15 protein-coding genes are annotated in these 16,704 nt (G+C 74.5%); 12 read left to right on the forward strand and 3 right to left on the reverse strand.

Annotated features, from left to right (window positions below):
• Nucleotides 1-21 precede the first annotated feature (21 nt).
• The 4 genes from qcrC (at nt 22) to ACWEPX_RS15100 (ending at nt 4,546) form a co-directional block, all read left to right on the forward strand.
• The gene (qcrC, locus tag ACWEPX_RS15085; RefSeq protein WP_451897735.1) at nt 22-819 is read left to right on the forward strand and encodes a cytochrome bc1 complex diheme cytochrome c subunit; all 798 of its coding nucleotides are present in this window, start codon (nt 22-24) and stop codon (nt 817-819) included.
• A complete protein-coding gene (gene qcrA, locus ACWEPX_RS15090; protein ID WP_451897736.1) occupies nt 816-1,949 on the forward strand; it encodes a cytochrome bc1 complex Rieske iron-sulfur subunit in 1,134 nt (377 codons plus the stop codon). The genes qcrC and qcrA overlap by 4 nt, the downstream gene beginning before the upstream one ends.
• Nucleotides 1,946-3,628: a cytochrome bc1 complex cytochrome b subunit gene (gene qcrB, locus ACWEPX_RS15095; RefSeq protein ID WP_451897737.1), complete on the forward strand. Its 1,683-nt coding sequence runs from the start codon at nt 1,946-1,948 to the stop codon at nt 3,626-3,628. The genes qcrA and qcrB overlap by 4 nt, the downstream gene beginning before the upstream one ends.
• A gap of 69 nt (nt 3,629-3,697) precedes the next feature.
• Entirely contained in the window at nt 3,698-4,546 is an 849-nt protein-coding gene (locus tag ACWEPX_RS15100) for a tat pathway signal sequence (RefSeq protein WP_451897738.1), read from the forward strand.
• A gap of 1 nt (nt 4,547) precedes the next feature.
• On the opposite strand, the gene ACWEPX_RS15105 is transcribed toward ACWEPX_RS15100, so the two are convergent.
• Nucleotides 4,548-4,964, reverse strand: coding sequence for a YbaB/EbfC family nucleoid-associated protein (locus tag ACWEPX_RS15105; protein ID WP_451897739.1), 417 nt, complete (start codon nt 4,962-4,964; stop codon nt 4,548-4,550).
• A 57-nt stretch (nt 4,965-5,021) separates the two neighbouring features.
• Between ACWEPX_RS15105 and ACWEPX_RS15110 the strand changes: the two genes are divergently transcribed.
• Entirely contained in the window at nt 5,022-5,300 is a 279-nt protein-coding gene (locus tag ACWEPX_RS15110; protein WP_451897740.1) for an Lrp/AsnC family transcriptional regulator, read from the forward strand.
• A gap of 1 nt (nt 5,301) precedes the next feature.
• Here ACWEPX_RS15110 and ACWEPX_RS15115 read toward each other — a convergent pair whose 3' ends face one another.
• Nucleotides 5,302-7,011 carry a DEDD exonuclease domain-containing protein gene (locus ACWEPX_RS15115; RefSeq protein WP_451897741.1) on the reverse strand — a complete coding sequence of 570 codons (1,710 nt, stop codon included), beginning with the start codon at nt 7,009-7,011 and terminating at the stop codon, nt 5,302-5,304.
• Between the two features lie 113 nt (nt 7,012-7,124).
• Between ACWEPX_RS15115 and ACWEPX_RS15120 the strand changes: the two genes are divergently transcribed.
• The 6 genes from ACWEPX_RS15120 to ACWEPX_RS15145 all read left to right on the forward strand — a co-directional run bounded on the left by ACWEPX_RS15120 (nt 7,125) and on the right by ACWEPX_RS15145 (nt 14,472).
• Nucleotides 7,125-8,468: an NYN domain-containing protein gene (locus tag ACWEPX_RS15120; RefSeq protein ID WP_451897742.1), complete on the forward strand. Its 1,344-nt coding sequence runs from the start codon at nt 7,125-7,127 to the stop codon at nt 8,466-8,468.
• Nucleotides 8,469-8,483: 15 nt separating this feature from the next.
• Nucleotides 8,484-10,235 (forward strand): D-alanyl-D-alanine carboxypeptidase family protein, encoded by a 1,752-nt coding sequence (locus ACWEPX_RS15125; RefSeq protein ID WP_451897743.1) that lies wholly within the window; start codon nt 8,484-8,486, stop codon nt 10,233-10,235.
• Between the two features lie 63 nt (nt 10,236-10,298).
• Entirely contained in the window at nt 10,299-10,487 is a 189-nt protein-coding gene (locus ACWEPX_RS15130; protein ID WP_451897744.1) for a hypothetical protein, read from the forward strand.
• Nucleotides 10,488-10,865: 378 nt separating this feature from the next.
• Nucleotides 10,866-11,873 carry an NlpC/P60 family protein gene (locus ACWEPX_RS15135; RefSeq protein ID WP_451897745.1) on the forward strand — a complete coding sequence of 336 codons (1,008 nt, stop codon included), beginning with the start codon at nt 10,866-10,868 and terminating at the stop codon, nt 11,871-11,873.
• A gap of 82 nt (nt 11,874-11,955) precedes the next feature.
• A complete protein-coding gene (locus ACWEPX_RS15140) occupies nt 11,956-13,302 on the forward strand; it encodes a basic secretory protein-like protein (protein ID WP_451897746.1) in 1,347 nt (448 codons plus the stop codon).
• Between the two features lie 42 nt (nt 13,303-13,344).
• A complete protein-coding gene (locus tag ACWEPX_RS15145; protein WP_451897747.1) occupies nt 13,345-14,472 on the forward strand; it encodes a glycosyltransferase family 4 protein in 1,128 nt (375 codons plus the stop codon).
• On the opposite strand, the gene ACWEPX_RS15150 is transcribed toward ACWEPX_RS15145, so the two are convergent.
• Nucleotides 14,457-16,229: an AMP-dependent synthetase/ligase gene (locus tag ACWEPX_RS15150; RefSeq protein WP_451897748.1), complete on the reverse strand. Its 1,773-nt coding sequence runs from the start codon at nt 16,227-16,229 to the stop codon at nt 14,457-14,459. The two genes, ACWEPX_RS15145 and ACWEPX_RS15150, sit on opposite strands and share 16 nt — an antisense overlap.
• A 90-nt stretch (nt 16,230-16,319) precedes the next feature.
• Here ACWEPX_RS15150 and ACWEPX_RS15155 point away from each other — a divergent pair, with 90 nt between their 5' ends.
• The gene (locus tag ACWEPX_RS15155; RefSeq protein WP_451897749.1) at nt 16,320-16,694 is read left to right on the forward strand and encodes a polyketide cyclase / dehydrase and lipid transport; all 375 of its coding nucleotides are present in this window, start codon (nt 16,320-16,322) and stop codon (nt 16,692-16,694) included.
• Nucleotides 16,695-16,704: the final 10 nt, after the last annotated feature.

Raw genomic sequence — 16,704 nt, forward strand, 5'->3', positions numbered from 1 at the left:
GACAGCAAGGGTTGCCGCTAAATGATCAACAAACTCCGCAGCCGGACGAAGCTGCGCAGGCGGGTGGCGGGCTTGCTCGCCCTGTCCTTCGCCCTGTTGTCGGTCGGGCTGCTCTACACCGCGCTGGCCCCCGAGCCGCCGGTGGCCCAGGCCCAGGGGGATCCCGCGCTGCTGCGCAAGGGCGAGCTGATCTACAACCGGACCTGCATCTCCTGCCACGGCGCCGCCCTGGAGGGCGTGGAGGACCGCGGCCCGTCGCTGATCGGCATCGGCGAGGCGGCCGTGTACTTCCAGACCTCCACCGGCCGCATGCCGATGTCGCGCCAGGAGGCCCAGGCCGAGCGCAAGCCCCCGAAGCTCTCGCCCGACGAGATCGACGCGCTGATGGCCTTCGTGCAGTCCAAGGGCGGCGGCGTCGTCCTGCCCGAGGGCAAGGGCGCCGCGCTCATCGGTGACAACCCGGCGCGCGGCGGCGACCTGTTCCGCCTCAACTGCGCGTCCTGCCACAACTTCACCGGCCGCGGCGGCGCGCTGTCCTCGGGCAAGTACGCGCCCAAGCTGGACGGGGTGACCGAGGAGCAGATCTACGCGGCCATGCTGACCGGCCCGCAGAACATGCCCAAGTTCTCCGACCGGCAGCTCTCGCCAGAGGAGAAGAAGGACATCATCGCCTTCGTCAAGTCGGTCACCGACGGCAACAACAACCCCGGCGGCAACCCGCTCGGCGGTCTCGGCCCGCAGTCCGAGGGCCTGATCGCGTTCATCGTGGGCATCGCCGCGCTGGTGGGCATCACCCTGTGGATTGGGGCGAAAGCATGAGCGCCAAGCACCCCGACGAGCTGCCCTCCGAGGCCGAACTCGCCGAGATGTCCCGCGACGAGCTGGTCCGGCTCGGCGCGAAGCTCGACGGCGTCGAGCTCGTCGAGTACCCGGACCCGTGGCCGGTCAAGGGCACGCGCGCCGAGAAGCGCGCCGAGCGGGTGGTCGCGCTCTGGTTCGCCATCGCCGCCCTCGCGGGCCTGGGCTTCCTGGGCGTGTTCCTCTTCTGGCCCGCCGAGTACAAGGCGTACAACGAGCCGGGCCACGCGCTGTACCTGCTCTACACCCCGATGCTGGGCGCCACCCTGGGCCTGTCCATCCTGGGCATCGGCGTGGGCGTGCTGCTCTACACCAAGCGGTTCATCCCGCACGAGCTCGCGGTGCAGCAGCGCCACGACGGCGGCTCCCCCGAGCTGGACAAGGCCACGATCGTGGCCGAGCTGGCCGACGCGGGCAACCGCAGCACCATCACCCGCCGCCCGATGATCAAGGCGACGCTCGGCGCAGGCGCCGGCGTCATGGGCCTGGGCCTGGGCGTCTTCGCCATCGGCGGCCTGGTCCGCGACCCGTGGGCCAACAGCGACACCAAGGACTCGCTGTGGCACACCGGCTGGCACGAGCCCAGCGGCGAGAAGGTCTTCCTGCGCCGGGCGACCGGCAACCCGCACGAGATCGTCCTGGTCAAGCCGGGCGACCTCGACGCGGGCGCGATGGAGACGGTCTTCCCGTTCCGGGAGTCCGAGCGCAATGACGAGCACGCGCTGTCCGTCGCGCTCAAGCGCTCGGACAACCCGGTCATGCTGATCCGCCTGCGCCCGGAGGACGCGGCCCGGGTGGTCAAGCACAAGGGCCAGGAGGACTTCAACTACGGCGACTACTACGCCTACTCGAAGATCTGCAGCCACCTGGGATGCCCGACGTCGCTCTACGAGCAGCGCACCAACCGCATCCTGTGCCCGTGCCACCAGTCGCAGTTCGACGCGCTGGCCTACGCCAAGCCGATCTTCGGACCGGCCACCCGCAAGCTCGCGCAGCTGCCCATCGCCCTCGACGAGGAGACGGGCTACCTCTACGCCAAGAGCGATTTCATCGAGCCCATCGGGCCCGCGTTCTGGGAGCGGAAGTCATGAGTGCGATCACAACTCCCACGAAGCCCCGGTCGATGGCCGCTCGCGCCGCGGGCGGGGCGGCCAAGTGGGCCGACGACCGGTACCACATGGCAGGCGGCCTGCGCCGCCAGATGAACAAGGTCTTCCCGACGCACTGGTCCTTCCTGCTCGGTGAGATCGCGCTCTACAGCTTCATCGTGCTGCTGCTCACCGGCACGTACCTGGCGCTGTTCTTCGACCCGTCGATGGTCGAGGTCGTCTACCAGGGCGACTTCGTCAACCTGCGCGGGCTGGAGATGTCGCGGGCGTACGAGTCGGCGCTGGAGATCGCCTTCGAGGTGCGCGGCGGCCTCTTCGCCAGGCAGATGCACCACTGGTCGGCGCTGCTGTTCATGGCCGCGCTGGTCACGCACATGTTCCGGGTGTTCTTCACCGGCGCCTTCCGGCGTCCGCGCGAAGTCAACTGGGTCATCGGCATCCTGCTGTTCATGCTGGGCGCGCTGGAGGGCTTCACCGGCTACTCCCTGCCCGACGACCTGCTCTCCGGCGCCGGTCTGCGGATTATGTCCGGCCTGATCCTGACCCTGCCGGTGATCGGCACCTGGACGCACTGGCTGCTGTTCGGCTCGGAGTTCCCGGGCACCGAGATCGTGCCGCGGCTCTACACGCTGCACATCCTGCTGCTGCCGGGCATCATCCTGGCGCTCATCGGCGTGCACCTGGCGCTGGTCTGGTACCAGAAGCACACCCAGTTCCCGGGGGTGGGGCGCAAGGAGACCAACGTCGTCGGCGTGCGGATCCTGCCGGTGTTCGCGGTCAAGGCAGGCGGGTTCTTCGCCGTCGTGGTCGCGGTCTGCGCCCTGCTGGGCGGCCTCTTCCAGATCAACCCCATCTGGAACTTCGGCCCGTTCAACGCCGCGCACATCTCCGCGGGCACCGTGCCCGACTGGTACATGGGCTGGACGGACGGCCTCATCCGGCTCTGGCCCGCGTGGGAGATCTACCTCGGGAACTACACGATCCCGGCGTCGTTCTTCCCGTTCATGCTGGGCCTGCCGCTGCTGACCGGCATCGCGGCGGTGTACCCGTGGATCGAGCGGCGGTTCACCAAGGACTACGCCCACCACAACCTGCTCCAGCGCCCGCGCGACGTCCCCGTCCGCACCGGCCTGGGCATGATGGCGATCACCTACTTCATGGTGTCGCTGCTGTCGGCGGCCAACGACGTGCTGGCGGAGAAGTTCTTCATCTCGCTGAACGCGACCACCTGGATGGGCCGCATCGGCCTGCTGGTGCTGCCGCCGCTGGCGTACTTCATCACCTACCGCATCTGCCTGGGCCTGCAGCGCTCGGACCGCGAGGTGCTGGAGCACGGCGTGGAGACCGGCATCATCAAGCGGCTCCCGCACGGCGAGTTCATCGAGGTGCACCAGCCGCTGGGCCCGGTGGACGACCACGGCCACCCGATCCCGCTGGAGTACCAGGGTGCCCCGGTGCCCAAGAAGATGAACAAGCTGGGCTCGGCTGGCGAGCCGGTGCAGGGGTCGTGGCTGACCCCGGACCCGCCGGAGGAGACCGCGGCGCTGGCCAGGGCCCGCGCCGCCCAGCAGGGCCACGGCGCGGCGGGCGAGCTGGCGTCGGGCCCGACGGAGACCGGGCGGCAGATCGCGGCCACCGAGGACCCGTCCAAGGAGCTCTGAGCGCGACACCCGCCGAGGGGCGGCACCCGACCGGGGTGCCGCCCCTCGGCGCGATAGCGTGTCGGAGTGATGAGACGGGCACCGGCGGTGATGCTGGTGGTGCTGACCGCCTGCGGAACCCCGTCGACCCCTGTGGAGGCACCCGCCGTGACGAGCGCCGAAGCCTGCCCGCACCCGGAGTCGGGGTTCGACTGCGACTTCCAGCGCCGCTTCGACCTCGCCCGCCGCTACGCCGCGGACCGCCCGGGCGCGACGGCCATCGTGGTGCGCGACCGCGAGGCCGGGGTCGTCTGGCGCAACGAGCACGCGGGCGAGCAGGTCTGGACGGCCTCGACCATCAAGCTGGCGATGGCGGCCGACCTGCTGGTGCGGGCCAGGGCGGGGGAGATCGCGCTCACCGCGCAGGACCGGGACGACCTGGCCGCGATGCTGTACGACTCCGACGACCAGGCGGCCACGGACCTGTGGATGCGGTACTCGGGGGAGGACCACCAGCTGTTCAACGCCCACTTCCCGCGGCTTGGCCTGGCCACGCTGCGGCCCCAGCCGGGGTACGGGCGGGTGTTCCCGTACTGGGGCTTCCAGAAGTGCACGGCGGACGACCTGGACCGGCTGCTGGTGTTCGTGCTGGGCTCGCTCGACCCCGATGACCGGGCGTTCCTGGTCGACCGGATGCGCGCGGTGGCGCCCAACCAGCAGTGGGGGGTGTGGTCGGCCGGTCCGGCGGCGCGGCCGGGGACGAAGAACGGCTGGGCCGAGGAGGACACCGGCTGGGTGATGAACAGCATCGGGTTCGTCGGGCCCGCCGAGCGCTACACCGTGGTGGTCCTCAACGACCTGCGCGGCGACGGCGGCTACGACGAGGGCCGGGAGACCACCTCCGAGGTCGTCCGGCTGCTGTTCGCGGGCCGGTTCTAGCTCACCAGCGCTCGTCGTCGAAGACGCGGGTGGTCTCGCTGTAGTCGTCGTCCTCCCGGGCGGGCTTGGCCGCGGGCTCGGCGGGCTCGGGGTCGGGCTCCACCCGCTGGACGATGCCGCGGTCCCCGCCGAGCGGGACGAACGCCTCGGCGACGCTGGTCGCGGCGGCCTGGCGGGCCTTGCGCGCGGTGCTCAGGATCTCCGCGGCCAGCTCGGCGGCGGGCTTGGCGGTGGCGGCGTCGTCCAGCTTGAGGTCGAGCAGGGCGCCGTTGGGGGCGACGGTGACGGTGATCGTGCGGTCGTCGGAGACCTGCGTGCTGCCCGCGGCCTCCAGGTCCCGCTTGAACTCGGTGGCCTTCTGCTGGAGGTCGGCCACCTTGCGCTCGAAGTCGGCGAGCCACTCGTCCGGGGTCTGCACGGGCACAGGGTAGCGGGGACTAGGGTGGGCGGACCGGCAGAGTTGGGGAGGATTTCGATGGTCACGGCGATCGTGCTCATCTACGCCGCCACGGACCGCATCCCGGAGACGGCCCAGGCGATCGCCGACATCGACGGGGTGACCGAGGTCTACTCCTGCGCGGGCGACGTCGACCTGATCGCCATCGTGCGGGTGAGCGACCACGAGACGCTGGCCGAGCTGGTCCCGGGGCGCATCGGCCGGGTGAAGGGCGTGCTCGACACCGACACCCACATCGCCTTCCGCTCCTACTCCAGCCGCGACACCGAGGCCGCCTTCGCCATCGGCGACGACTAGCTCAGCCGGAGTCAGCCGCCCGCGCGGCGAAGCCGCGGGCGTGGTCGGCCCGCTCCAGCCAGCGCCGCCAGGTCGCGGCGCAGTGCGCGGGCTCCGACCACGGCGTGGACGTGCGGACCAGGCGGGTGCCGGGGCGGTCCAGCCAGCGCAGGATCACCGCCACCTCCTCCGGGGGCGCGCCGTGCAGCGGGCCCTCACCGGTGAAGACCGTCTCGGCCGAGGCCACGAGCTGCTCCACGACCGGCATGGGCGCCACCCCGCGCGGGGCCACGCCCGCCGAGGCCAGCCTGCCATGGCGGACCACGGCGAACTCCCAGCCGCCCCCGCCGTCCGGGCGGGCGGCGACCAGCTCGGCGATGCGCGCCAGCGCGGCCAGGCGCTGGCCGCGGTCCAGGGCCCGGATGAGCGTGCTCATCCGGTCGCGGTCGGTGCGGGCCTCCTCGTAGCGCTGGGCGGCCGAGAGGTCCAGCAGGCGGTTCTCCAGCAGGCGCAGCGGGTCGGTCAGGGCGCCCGCGACCAGGCCGGTGACGCCCGCGACCGCCGGGGCGTACTCGGCGGCGGTCTGCAGGCCCGCGCAGGGCGCGCCGCAGCGGCCCAGCTCGGCCAAGGCGCACGGCGTCGCCGAGGGGGAGCGGGCCGGGATGCGCACGGTGCACGGGCGGATGCCGGTCGCCTGCTGCAGGGCGTGCATGGCGTCCTCGGCGAGCGCCCGGCTGCGCAGCGGGCCCAGCGCGCCCTCGCGCGGGCCCCTGACCAGCGACAGCCGCGGGAACGGCTCGTCGGTCAGCACGACCCACCAGGCGTTGTGCGGGTTCTTCGACCGGCGGTTGTACGCGGGCTTGTGCGCCGAGATCAGCCGCAGCTCGCGCACCTCGGCCTCCAGCGAGTGCGCGCAGGTCACGTGGTCGACGCGGACCGCGAGGGCCACCATCTCGCGCAGCCTGCGCCGGGTCTCGCCCGCGGTGAAGTACTGCCGGACCCGGCGGCGCAGGTCGACCGCGGTGCCGACGTAGAGCACCTCCTCCGACGGGCCGCGGAACAGGTACACCCCGGGCTCGTGCGGCAGGTCCTCGGCCAGCGTGCGCTTGCGGCGCTGGGCGTCGGTCACCTCGGGCAGGTAGCCGAGCAGCTCCTCCAGCGACTGCACGCCCAGCGACCCGACCCGCTCCAGCAGCCCGTGCAGGACGTCGACGGTGGCGCGGGCGTCGGCGAGGGCGCGGTGGATCGGCACGGTGCCCGCCCGGAACAGGGCGGCCAGCGCGGAGAGGCGGCAGCTCGGCGCCTCCTCCCGGCTCAGCACGCGCCTGCCGAGCTTGACCGTGCAGACGACCGTGGGCTTCGGCCAGGGGTAGCCCAGCCGGGCGCACGCGGCCTTGATGAACCCGACGTCGAAGCCCGCGTTGTGGGCGACCAGGACCGACCCCGCGGCGAACTCCAGGAACGCGGGCAGCACGGTGCTCAGCCGGGGGGCGGCCGAGACCATGACCTCGGTGATGCCGGTCAGCGCCACGACCTCGGGCGGGATGCCGCGCTCGGGGTCGACCAGGGTGGCGAACTCGCCGATGACCTCGCCGCCGCGGACCTTGACCGCGCCGAACTCGGTGATGGCGTCGGTCTCGTGGCTGCCGCCGGTGGTCTCCAGGTCGAACACCACGAACGTGGTCTCGCGCAGCGGCGTGCCCAGCTCGTCGAAGGTCAGCTGCCCAGTCATCGGGTCGAAGCTAGATCACGGCACCGACAGAAACCCGGCAGGCAGAATCCCGACCGGCAGGAACTCGACGGTGCGCGCACTGCGTCGTTACCGTCCACGACTAATCTGGAGAAATGGCTCCGCCCGCCGACCCGCAGCCCAGCGCGGACCCCGATGCCGGGGCCCGCGACTCCACTGTGGACTGGGCCGGGCTGCCGGAGCCGGTCCGGGTCCGGCTGGCCGAGCTGGGGGCGGAGGCGGTCGGGGCGCTGCCCGCCGTCGACGTCCCGCAGCCGCTGCGCGCGGTGGCCCGCTTCGCCCCGACCAAGCGGGCGCGGCTGGGCGCGGGCGCGCTCATCGGCGCGCTGCGCGACCTGCCCGCCTTCCGCACGGCGGTGGTGTCCTGGGTGCGGGAGCACCGGCCCGCCGCGCTCGACGTCGGCGGCGGCGACCCGGTGGCCGCGGCGGCCGCGGCGGTGCTGCTCGACGACGACTCGGCGGTGCACTACGTCGAGCTGATCGGCCGCCGGGTGGCCGACTCCGCGCTGCGCGCCGAGCGCGACGCGGCGGTGGCCAAGCTGCGCAAGACCGAGGCCGAGCTGGCCCGGGTGCAGGCCCTGCTGGACGACTCCGCGGGCGCGGTCGACCGGGTGCGGGCCGAGAGCGAGGCCGAGCTGGAGCGGCTGCGCAAGCGCCTGCGCGAGCAGGGCGTCAAGCTGCGCGAGGCCAAGGACGCCGCCGCGGCCGCCGCCGCTGAGCTGGCCCGGCTGCGCGCCGAGGTCGACGCCGAGCTGGCCGCGGTGGCCGAGCAGCGCGACCGCGAGCGCGAGCGGGTCGAGCACGAGCGGGCCCGCGCCGAGCGCGCCGAGGCCGACGCCGAGATCGCCCGCCAGTCCGCCCGCGAGGCCCGCCAGGCCGACGAGGTGCGGCTGGCGCTGCTGGTGGACACCCTCGACGGCGCGGTCACCGGCCTGCGCCGCGAGCTGGCCCTGGGCGGCGGCGGCCCGCGCCCGGCCGACCTGGTGCGCGGCGCGACGGCCGCGCAGGGCATGGCCGGGCGGGTGGAGGACCCGGCCGCGCTGGACCGCCTGCTGGCGCTGCCGTCGGTGCACCTGGTGGTCGACGGCTACAACGTCACCAAGACCGGCTACCCCGAGCTGTCGCTGGCCGACCAGCGCGACCGGCTCGTGCGCCAGCTCGCCTCGCTGGCCGCGCGCACCTCGGCCGAGGTGACGCTGGTCTTCGACGGCGCGGGCGTGGTCGCCGTCCCGGTCGCCGCGCCGCGCGGGGTCCGCGTGCTGTTCAGCGACCCGGGCGTGCTCGCCGACGACGTGATCCGCGCGCTGGTCACCGCCGAGCCGGAGGGCAGGCCGGTCGTGGTCGCCACCTCCGACCGGGCGGTGGCCGACTCGGTGCGCAGGCGGGGCGCGCACCCGGTGCCCTCGGCCGTGCTGCTGGCCCGCCTCGGGCGCATCTGAGCGCGGGGCGCGTCGTTGACCAGGGCGATGCTGTCGCGCGTGCTGGCCGCCGCGGTGCTGCTCGCGGTGGCGGCGCCGCCGGTCCCGGTGAGCGCCCAGCCGACCCAGCCGCCGCGGCCCGAGGCAGGCGCGGGGCCGGGCGCGCCGGTGCCCGACCCGCGGCCCGGCGAGGCGTTCGCCGACCCCGCCGTCGCCGCCCTCCAGCGCACCGCGACCGAGGTGCAGCGGGAGCTGGCCGACCTCGCGGGGCTGGTCGAGGCCGCGGAGAAGGAGCTGGCGGCGGCGACCGAGGCCGCCGAGGCCGCCAGCGCCGAGCGCGCCGCCGCCGACGCGGTCGTGGCGGCCCGGCAGGCCGAGGTCGACCGGTTCACCGCCGCCCTGCTGGCCACCCAGGCCCGCCCCGGCGGCTTCCACGTGCTGCTCGTCGTCGACGACGCCGCCGACTTCCTGCAGGGCAGCGCCCTGGTCGAGCGCATGCGCGCCGACACCGAGGCGACGCTGGTCGCCGCCCTGCAGCGGCAGGCGGACGCCGCGGCGGCCGAGCGCTCGGCGCTGGCCGCGCGCGACACCGCCGCCCAGCGCAGGGCCGACCTCGACCGCCGCACCGCGGATGCGTCGAACCGGGCCGCCGCGGTGTCCAGCGAGATGGGCGGGCGCATCGCCGAGACCGACGCCGCCGTGGTCGCCGCGCAGCGCGCCCAGCGCGAGCGCAACGCGGCCACCGCGGCCAACTGGCGGGCCTACACCGACCGGCTGGCCGCCGCGGGCATCGTCGCGCCGCCCGCGGCTGCGCTGCGCGACCCCGCCCGGCTGCCGCCCGGCCTGCGGCCGCTGCCCGGCGAGGGCGGCCCGCAGGCGGGCGTCGCCGAGGCCGCGCTGCCCGGGGGCGGGCGGCTGCTGGTGCTGCCCGCCGAGACGATCGCGGCGGTGGGCACCGCGATCGGCGCGCTGGGCAAGCCGTACGTGCCCGCCAAGGGGGAGGGGCCGGTGGCCTACTCCTGCGACGGCCTGGTCAAGGCGGCCTTCAAGACCGTGCCGGGGCTCATCGGCGAGCAGTACGCGACGCTGGCCCCGATCCCGGCCGCCGACGCCCAGCCCGGCGACGTGGTGTTCATCGGGCCGACCCGGCTCGGCGTGCAGTCGGTGGGCGTCGTGCTCGACGGGCGGGCCATGCTCGCCGCCGACGCCCGGCTCGCCGGGGTCGTGGTCACCGACCTGCCCGGCCCGGACACCGTGGTCGGCTTCGCCCGGCCCGCGCTGGGGCCGCGCCCGGCCCGGCCGGTGCCCGCGGCCGAGCCGGGCGGGCTGACCTGGCGCTGCGGCGGCGTGCAGCTCCCGCCGCGCGGGCCGGGGGAGGCGGCCGGGGCGTGGGGCGGCTACCCCAACGGGCTGATCCCGCAGGCCGCGCTGTGCCGGATCGGGGTCGGCGCGCACGCCCTGCGCTGCGACGCCGCGGCGGCCTACCAGGCGCTGTCGGCGGCGTTCGCCGCCGAATTCGGCAGGCCGGTGTGCATCACGGACTCATATCGGGCATTCGCCGCCCAGGTGCGGCTCTACGCCGAGAAACCGGCGCTGGCCGCGGTGCCGGGGACCAGCAATCACGGATGGGGGCTGGCGGTGGACCTGTGCGGCGGAATCGAGTCCTTCGGCACCCCGCAATACCGGTGGATGGCCGCCAACGCGGGGCTCTTCGGCTGGTCGAATCCGGCGTGGGCCCAGGCCGGGCGCGGGCGCGAGGAGCCGTGGCACTGGGAATACACCGGCTGAGAATTGTCGGTGCCCGGCCGTAGCTTCCAGCGGTGAGCGAGGAGCCGGGAAAGGAGTTCGGTCATGGTCATCGACTGCGACCGGTGCGCCGTCCGCGCCGCCGACACGTGCCGCGATTGCGTGATCAGCGTGTTGCTGGGCGCCCCGCCCACCGTCGAATTCGACCCGTGCGAGCGGGCGGCGATCGACGCGCTGGCGGACGCGGGCATGATCCCGCGGCTGCGCCTGACCCCGGTGGAGAAGTCGGCCTGAATCCCGACACGCCCGGGTGAAATCGGCGGCTCGGCGAGCGGTCGAAGTCGATCGGTGAGCGGTTCACCGATCGGGTGAACTGGGCTGTTGCGCTCATCACACGGTGCAGTCAGCACTGCTCTGATGGGGGTTCGGCGCGAATCTCCGGGCGTTCGCGGCACGGTCGGTGGACGGCGTGGCTCACGTTTCGTAACCTGTCCGAGATTTCGCGGCAGCCCGTCGCCTACCCCGGGGCGACGACGCGGAATCGCCGCCCCGCTCGGCCCCCGGGCCGGACCGGTCCCCCGCGGTCTGCGCCAGCAGGCGAGGCGGTCAGAGGACGTAAGGAGCACGCGCGACGTGGCGTCGCATCGACTCAAGCGAGCCCTGAAGAGCGCCATGGGCGTCACGGCTGTCGTCGCGGTGGTGAGCTTCTCCCCCTCACCCGCGATGGCGCAGCCCCCGACCACCTCGTCCGAAGCCGTCGAGCAGTACCGCAAGCTCAACGAGCAGGCGGCCAAGGTCAACGAGGACCTGCTCAAGGCCAAGGACGACCTCAAGGCCAAGCAGGCCGAGTACGACAAGGCCACCAAGGACGTCGCCGCGGCCAAGGCGCTGGAGAAGAAGGCCCGCGACCAGGAGGAGGCCTTCCGCGGCCAGGTCGACGACCTGGCCAGCGCGTCCTTCCAGGGCGCGCGGTTCAACAAGATCTCCGCCCTGCTGACCGGCGACTCCCCGGACGACTTCCTGGAGCGCGCCTCGGCGCTGTCGGTGCTGGCCGCCGACAGCGAGCAGGCGCTCTCGGCCTACACCTCCGCGGTCACCACCGCCGAGGAGGCCCGCAAGCAGGCCGAGGACGGCCAGCGCCGGGCGGCCGAGGCCAAGGCCGCGGCCGAGAAGCTCACCGCCGACATCACCAAGAAGCGCGACGAGCTGGCCAAGCAGATGTCCGAGGTGGACCAGGCGCTGCAGCGGCTGACCGCCCAGGAGAACGCCGAGCTGCAGGGCCCGAGCGACAACGGCACCTACATCGCCCCGCCCGGCGCGGCGGGCGTGGCCATGGACGCCGCCCTCGCCCAGCGCGGCGACCCCTACGAGTGGGGCGCCGAGGGGCCGAACTCCTTCGACTGCTCCGGGCTGATGGTCTACGCCTACCGCGAGGCCGGGGTGTCCCTGCCGCGGTCCAGCCGCGCGCAGTGGGGCGTGGGCGTGTCGGTGTCCCGCGGCGAGCTGCGGCCCGGCGACCTGGTCTTCTACGGCAACAGCGCGAGCAGCATCCACCACGTGGCGATGTACATCGGCGGCGGCCGCATCGTGCACGCCTCGACCTTCGGTGTGCCGGTGAAGACCGACACCATCGACGGGGGCGGCAAGGACTACTTCGGGGCCAAGCGCATCGTCGGCTGATCACGGCGCCGACCAGGGCGAGGTGACGGGGCTGTAGCCGGTTGGCTACAGCCCCGTTCCACTCCTCCCCTACGATGCGCCAATGGCCTCCAGGGCTCGGACGCGCGCGTGGCTGGGCGCGGTCGTCGCGGTGATCGCGGCGGCCGGGGTCGCCCTGGTGTCGCTGCCCGCCGAGGACGCGGGCCCGCCCGGCCAGTCCGGCCAGGGGCGGCCGATGGGCGCGGTGCCGCCCGCCGCCCCCGCCGCGGGGGACGTGGTGCGCGGCGACGCGGTCTCGGCGCTGCTGGCCCGCCGCGCCGCCGCCGTGCGCGACCGCGACGAGGCCGCCTTCCTGGCCACCGTCGACCCGCAGGCCGAGCCCTGGTTCCGGGAGGCGCAGCAGGACCTGTTCGACAACCTCGACGGCGTCCCGCTGGCGCACTGGTCCTACGCCGTCGACGCCGCCGACGTGCTGGACCTGACCGGCCTGCCGGACGCCGACCCGACCGCGGCGGAGCTGTGGGCGCCCGGGGTCGAGCTGCACTACGCCCTGCGCGGGGTGGACTCCGTGCCGACCGCGCGCGACATGGGCTACCTGTTCGCCCGCCGCGGCGACGACTGGTACCTGCACTCCGACACCGCCCTGGCCGAGCTGGGCAGGCGGACCTGGCGCGGCCCGTGGGACTTCGCGCCCTGCCAGGTCGTGGCGACCGAGACCGGGCTGGTGCTGGCCCACCCGGGCAGCCAGCCGATGGTCGACCGGCTGGTCCGCGAGCTGGACCCGGCCGTGCGGTCGGTCACCGGGGTGTGGGGCGGGGACTGGTCGGGCAAGGTCGCGCTGATCCTGCCCGACAGCCCGGCGGAGATGCGGGCGCTGGTCGGCCCGGACTTCCCGGTGGAGTCGGTGGTCGCCGTGGCCACCGCCGACCGGGTGGACACCGCGGCCAACCTCGCCGTCGGCCAGCGGGTCGTGCTCAGCCCGGTGGGGGCGCGGGCGCTGTCGGTCGCCTCGCTCAAGGTCGTCCTGCGCCACGAGATCACCCACGTCGCCGCGCGCGGGCGCACCGTGGACGGCTCGCCGATGTGGCTGCTGGAGGGCTTCGCCGACTACGTCGGCTACCGCGACAGCGGCCTGACCCTGGCCCAGGGCGCGCCCGACCTGGCCGCCCAGGTGCGCGCCAGCGGCCCGCCGCCGGGCCTGCCCGACGACCGCGCCTTCCGCGCCCGGGACAAGGAGCTGGACCTGGCCTACCAGCAGGCGTGGTCGATCGCCCGGTTCATCGCCGAGCGCTTCGGCGAGGGCGAGCTGGTCGAGCTGTACCGGTCGGTGGCGGGCGCGGGCCCGGTCTCGGCGGCCGAGACCGACGCGCTGCTGCTCGGCGCGATCGGCCTGGACCGGCCCGCCCTGCTGCACCGGTGGCGCGAGCACCTCGCCGAGGTGCTCGGCTAGCCGGTGGCCCGGGCCGCCGCGGCGCTCGACTAGTTTGGGCTGATGCGCCGCACCCTGCTGGTGACCAACGACTTCCCGCCCCGGCCGGGCGGCATCCAGGCCTACCTGCACTCGTTCGCCACCCGCCTGCCCGGCCTGGTGGTCTACGCCCCCGCGTGGGAGGGGGCGGCCGAGTTCGACGCGCGCCAGCCGTTCCCGGTGGTGCGCCACCCCGGCAAGCTGATGCTGCCCACCCCGGCGGTGGCCCGCCGGGCCCGCGAGATCATCCGGGCCGAGGGCTGCGGCACCGTCTGGTACGGCGCGGCCGCCCCGCTGGCCCTGCTCGGCCGCCTCGGCGCGGAGCGCGCGGTGGCCAGCACGCACGGGCACGAGGTCGGCTGGTCGATGCTGCCGCTGGCCCGCCAGGCGCTGCGCCGCATCGGCTCGACGACCGACGTGGTCACCTACGTCAGCCAGTACACCCGCAGCCGCTTCGCCGCCGCGTTCGGCCCGCTGGCGGCGCTGGAGCTGCTGCCGTCGGGGGTGGACACCGACCTGTACCGCCCCGACGAGGCCGCCCGCCTCGAGATCCGGGCCCGGCACGGCCTCGGCGACCGGCCGGTGGTGGTGTGCGTGTCGCGGCTGATGCCGCGCAAGGGCCAGGACGTGCTGATCCGCGCGCTGCCGCGCATCCGCGAGCGGGTGCCGGGCGCGGCCCTGCTGCTGGTCGGCGGCGGGCCCTACCGCTCGGCGCTGGTGTCGCTGGCCGCCCAGGAGGGCGTGGCCGACCACGTCGTGTTCACCGGCTCGGTCCCGTGGTCGGAGCTGCCCGCCCACTACGCCGCGGGCGACGTGTTCGCCATGCCGTGCCGCACCCACGGCCGCGGCCTGGACGTCGAGGGGCTGGGCATCGTCTTCCTGGAGGCCGCCGCCACCGGCCTGCCCGTGGTCGCGGGCAACTCCGGCGGGGCTCCGGAGACGGTCGACGACGGGCACACCGGCCACGTGGTCGACGGCCGCTCGGTGCCCGAGGTCGCCGAGCGGGTGGCCGCGCTGCTGGCCGACCCGGACCGCGCCCGGTCGATGGGCGCGGCGGGCCGGGAGTGGATGCGCCGGGCCTGGTCGTGGCGCGACCGCACCGCCCGCCTCGAACGGCTGCTGGCGGGGGAGCCCGCCTACCGGCGGTCGTAGATCGCGGCGATGGTGTCGGCGTAGGTCTTGAGGATCGTGTCGCGCCGCAGCTTGAGGCTGGGGGTGACCTCGCCGGCCTCCTCGGTGAAGTCCCGCGGCAGGACGACGAACGCCCGGATGGACTCCGCGCGCGAGACCGCCCGGTTGGCCTCGTCGACGGCGGTCTGGAGCTCCGCGCGCAGTTCGGCGTCCTCGGGCAGGGACTCCGGCGACTTGCCGCGCTCGGCCGCCCACGGCCGGGCGAAGTCCGGGTCCAGGGTGACCAGCGCGGCGATGAACGGGCGGCGGTCGCCGACCACCAGGCACTGGCTGACCAGCGGGTGCCTGCGGACCCGGTCCTCCAGCACCGCGGGGGCGACGTTCTTGCCGCCCGCGGTCACGATCAGCTCCTTCTTGCGGCCGGTGATCCGCAGGTAGCCGTCGGCGTCGAGCTCGCCGAGGTCGCCGGTGGCGAACCACGCGCCGGTGCGCTCGCCCCGCCAGTAGCCGGGGGAGACCATCGGCCCGCGCAGCAGGACCTCGCCGTCGTCGGCGATGGCCACCCGCGCCCCGGCCACCGGCCTGCCGACCGTGCCCACCCGGAACGCGGGCTGGGTGTTGACGCAGATCGCCGCCGCGGTCTCGGTGAGCCCGTAGCCCTCGTACACCGGCACGCCGATGCCGCGGAAGAAGTGCGCCAGGTGCTCGCCGAGCGGGGCGCTGCCGGAGATCGCCGCGACGCAGCGCCCGCCGAGCACCCCGCGCAGGCGCGCGTAGACCACCCGGCTGGCCACGGCGTGCTGCACGCGCAGGCCCAGCGGCACCGGCCCCTTGTCCAGCGCCTGGCTGTAGCGCACCGCCAGCGCCTCGGCGAGCTCGAAGACCCGGCCGCGGCCCGCGGCGCGCGCGCTCTGCCGGGCGGAGTTGTAGACCTTCTCGAACACCCGCGGCACGGCGACGACGAACGTCGGCCGGAACGTCGACAGGTCGGCGACCAGCGACTTGACGTCCGGCAGGTGGCCGACGGTGGTGCGGGCGTACACGCAGCACAGCGCGATCGCGCGGGCGAAGACGTGGGCCAGCGGCAGGAACACCAGCATCGAGTTGCCCGGGCGCAGCAGGTGCGGGAACGCGGCGATGTCGGCGCGGATCTCGGCCAGCAGGTTGGCGTGGGTCAGCTCCACGCCCTTGGGCCGCCCGGTCGTGCCCGAGGTGTAGACCAGCGTGGCCAGGTCGGCCGAGCCCACGGCCCGGCGGCGGGCGTGCGCCTCGGCGTCGGGGAGGTCGGCGCCCAGCTCGGCCAGCTCCGCCATCGAGCAGTCGTGGCCGGGCTCGATCTGCCAGACCCGCACGACCTCGCCCAGCCGGTCGACCACGCCCTCCACGGTGCGCCGGTGCCCGTCGTCCTCGACGACGACCGCCACCGCCCCGGAGTCGGCCAGGATCCAGGCCACCTGCTCGGCCGATGAGGTCTCGTACACCGGCACGGTCACCCCGCCCGCGGCCCAGACCGCGAAGTCGACCAGCGTCCACTCGTAGCGGGTGCGCGACATCAGCGCCACCCGGTCGCCGGGGCGGATGCCCGCCGCGATCAGGCCCTTGGCCAGCGCGAGCACCTGGTCGGCGAACTCGCGGGTGGTGACGTCGATCCAGGTGCCGTCCACCCGGCGCCGGAAGGCGACGGCGTCGGCGAAGCGCTCGGCGTTGGCCCACACCATGTCGGTCAGGCTCTCGTCGGGTGCGACGGTGCTGATCGGGGGCACGCCGTATTCGCGCACGGGATCCCTCCGCGAGTTCTGGGATGGCTACCCAAGCACGGTAGACCGGGCTCCGCGGGGCGTGCGCGCCGGTCTGGCATCCTGCTCGACGTGCCGCAGGTCGATGTGGTTGACGAGACATTCGTGGTGGCCCCGCCCGCGGCGGTGGCCGCGGTCTTCGCCGACCCCGCCGCCTGGCGGGGCTTCTGGCCCGACCTGCGCCCGCAGGTCTACGCCGACCGCGGCGACGAGGGCATCCGCTGGACGGTGACCGGCGCGCTGACCGGGACGATGGAGGTCTGGCTGGAGCCGGTGCTCGACGGCACGCTGCTGCACTACTTCCTGCGCGCCGACCTGCCACCCGGCTCGCCGTCGCCGCGCAGGCTGCACCGGGAGAAGACCCGCCGCCAGCTCGCCGCCAAGGCCCTGGCCTTCGGCATCAAGGCGGCCCTGGAGGCCGGACGCGCGCCCGGGTGCGCGCCGTAAGCTCGATCAG

It is taken from the genome of Actinokineospora sp. NPDC004072 (assembly GCF_053604195.1).

Bases quoted from the DNA above. Each gene is read 5' to 3' on its own strand.
- qcrC (WP_451897735.1), top strand. From the start codon at position 22: ATGATCAACAAACTCCGCAGCCGGACGAAGCTGCGCAGGCGGGTGGCG.
- qcrA (WP_451897736.1), top strand. From the start codon at position 816: ATGAGCGCCAAGCACCCCGACGAGCTGCCCTCCGAGGCCGAACTCGCC.
- qcrB (WP_451897737.1), top strand. From the start codon at position 1,946: ATGAGTGCGATCACAACTCCCACGAAGCCCCGGTCGATGGCCGCTCGC.
- ACWEPX_RS15100 (WP_451897738.1), top strand. From the start codon at position 3,698: ATGAGACGGGCACCGGCGGTGATGCTGGTGGTGCTGACCGCCTGCGGA.
- ACWEPX_RS15110 (WP_451897740.1), top strand. From the start codon at position 5,022: ATGGTCACGGCGATCGTGCTCATCTACGCCGCCACGGACCGCATCCCG.
- ACWEPX_RS15115 (WP_451897741.1), bottom strand. From the start codon at position 7,011: ATGACTGGGCAGCTGACCTTCGACGAGCTGGGCACGCCGCTGCGCGAG.
- ACWEPX_RS15120 (WP_451897742.1), top strand. From the start codon at position 7,125: ATGGCTCCGCCCGCCGACCCGCAGCCCAGCGCGGACCCCGATGCCGGG.
- ACWEPX_RS15130 (WP_451897744.1), top strand. From the start codon at position 10,299: ATGGTCATCGACTGCGACCGGTGCGCCGTCCGCGCCGCCGACACGTGC.
- ACWEPX_RS15135 (WP_451897745.1), top strand. From the start codon at position 10,866: ATGGGCGTCACGGCTGTCGTCGCGGTGGTGAGCTTCTCCCCCTCACCC.
- ACWEPX_RS15140 (WP_451897746.1), top strand. From the start codon at position 11,956: ATGGCCTCCAGGGCTCGGACGCGCGCGTGGCTGGGCGCGGTCGTCGCG.
- ACWEPX_RS15145 (WP_451897747.1), top strand. From the start codon at position 13,345: ATGCGCCGCACCCTGCTGGTGACCAACGACTTCCCGCCCCGGCCGGGC.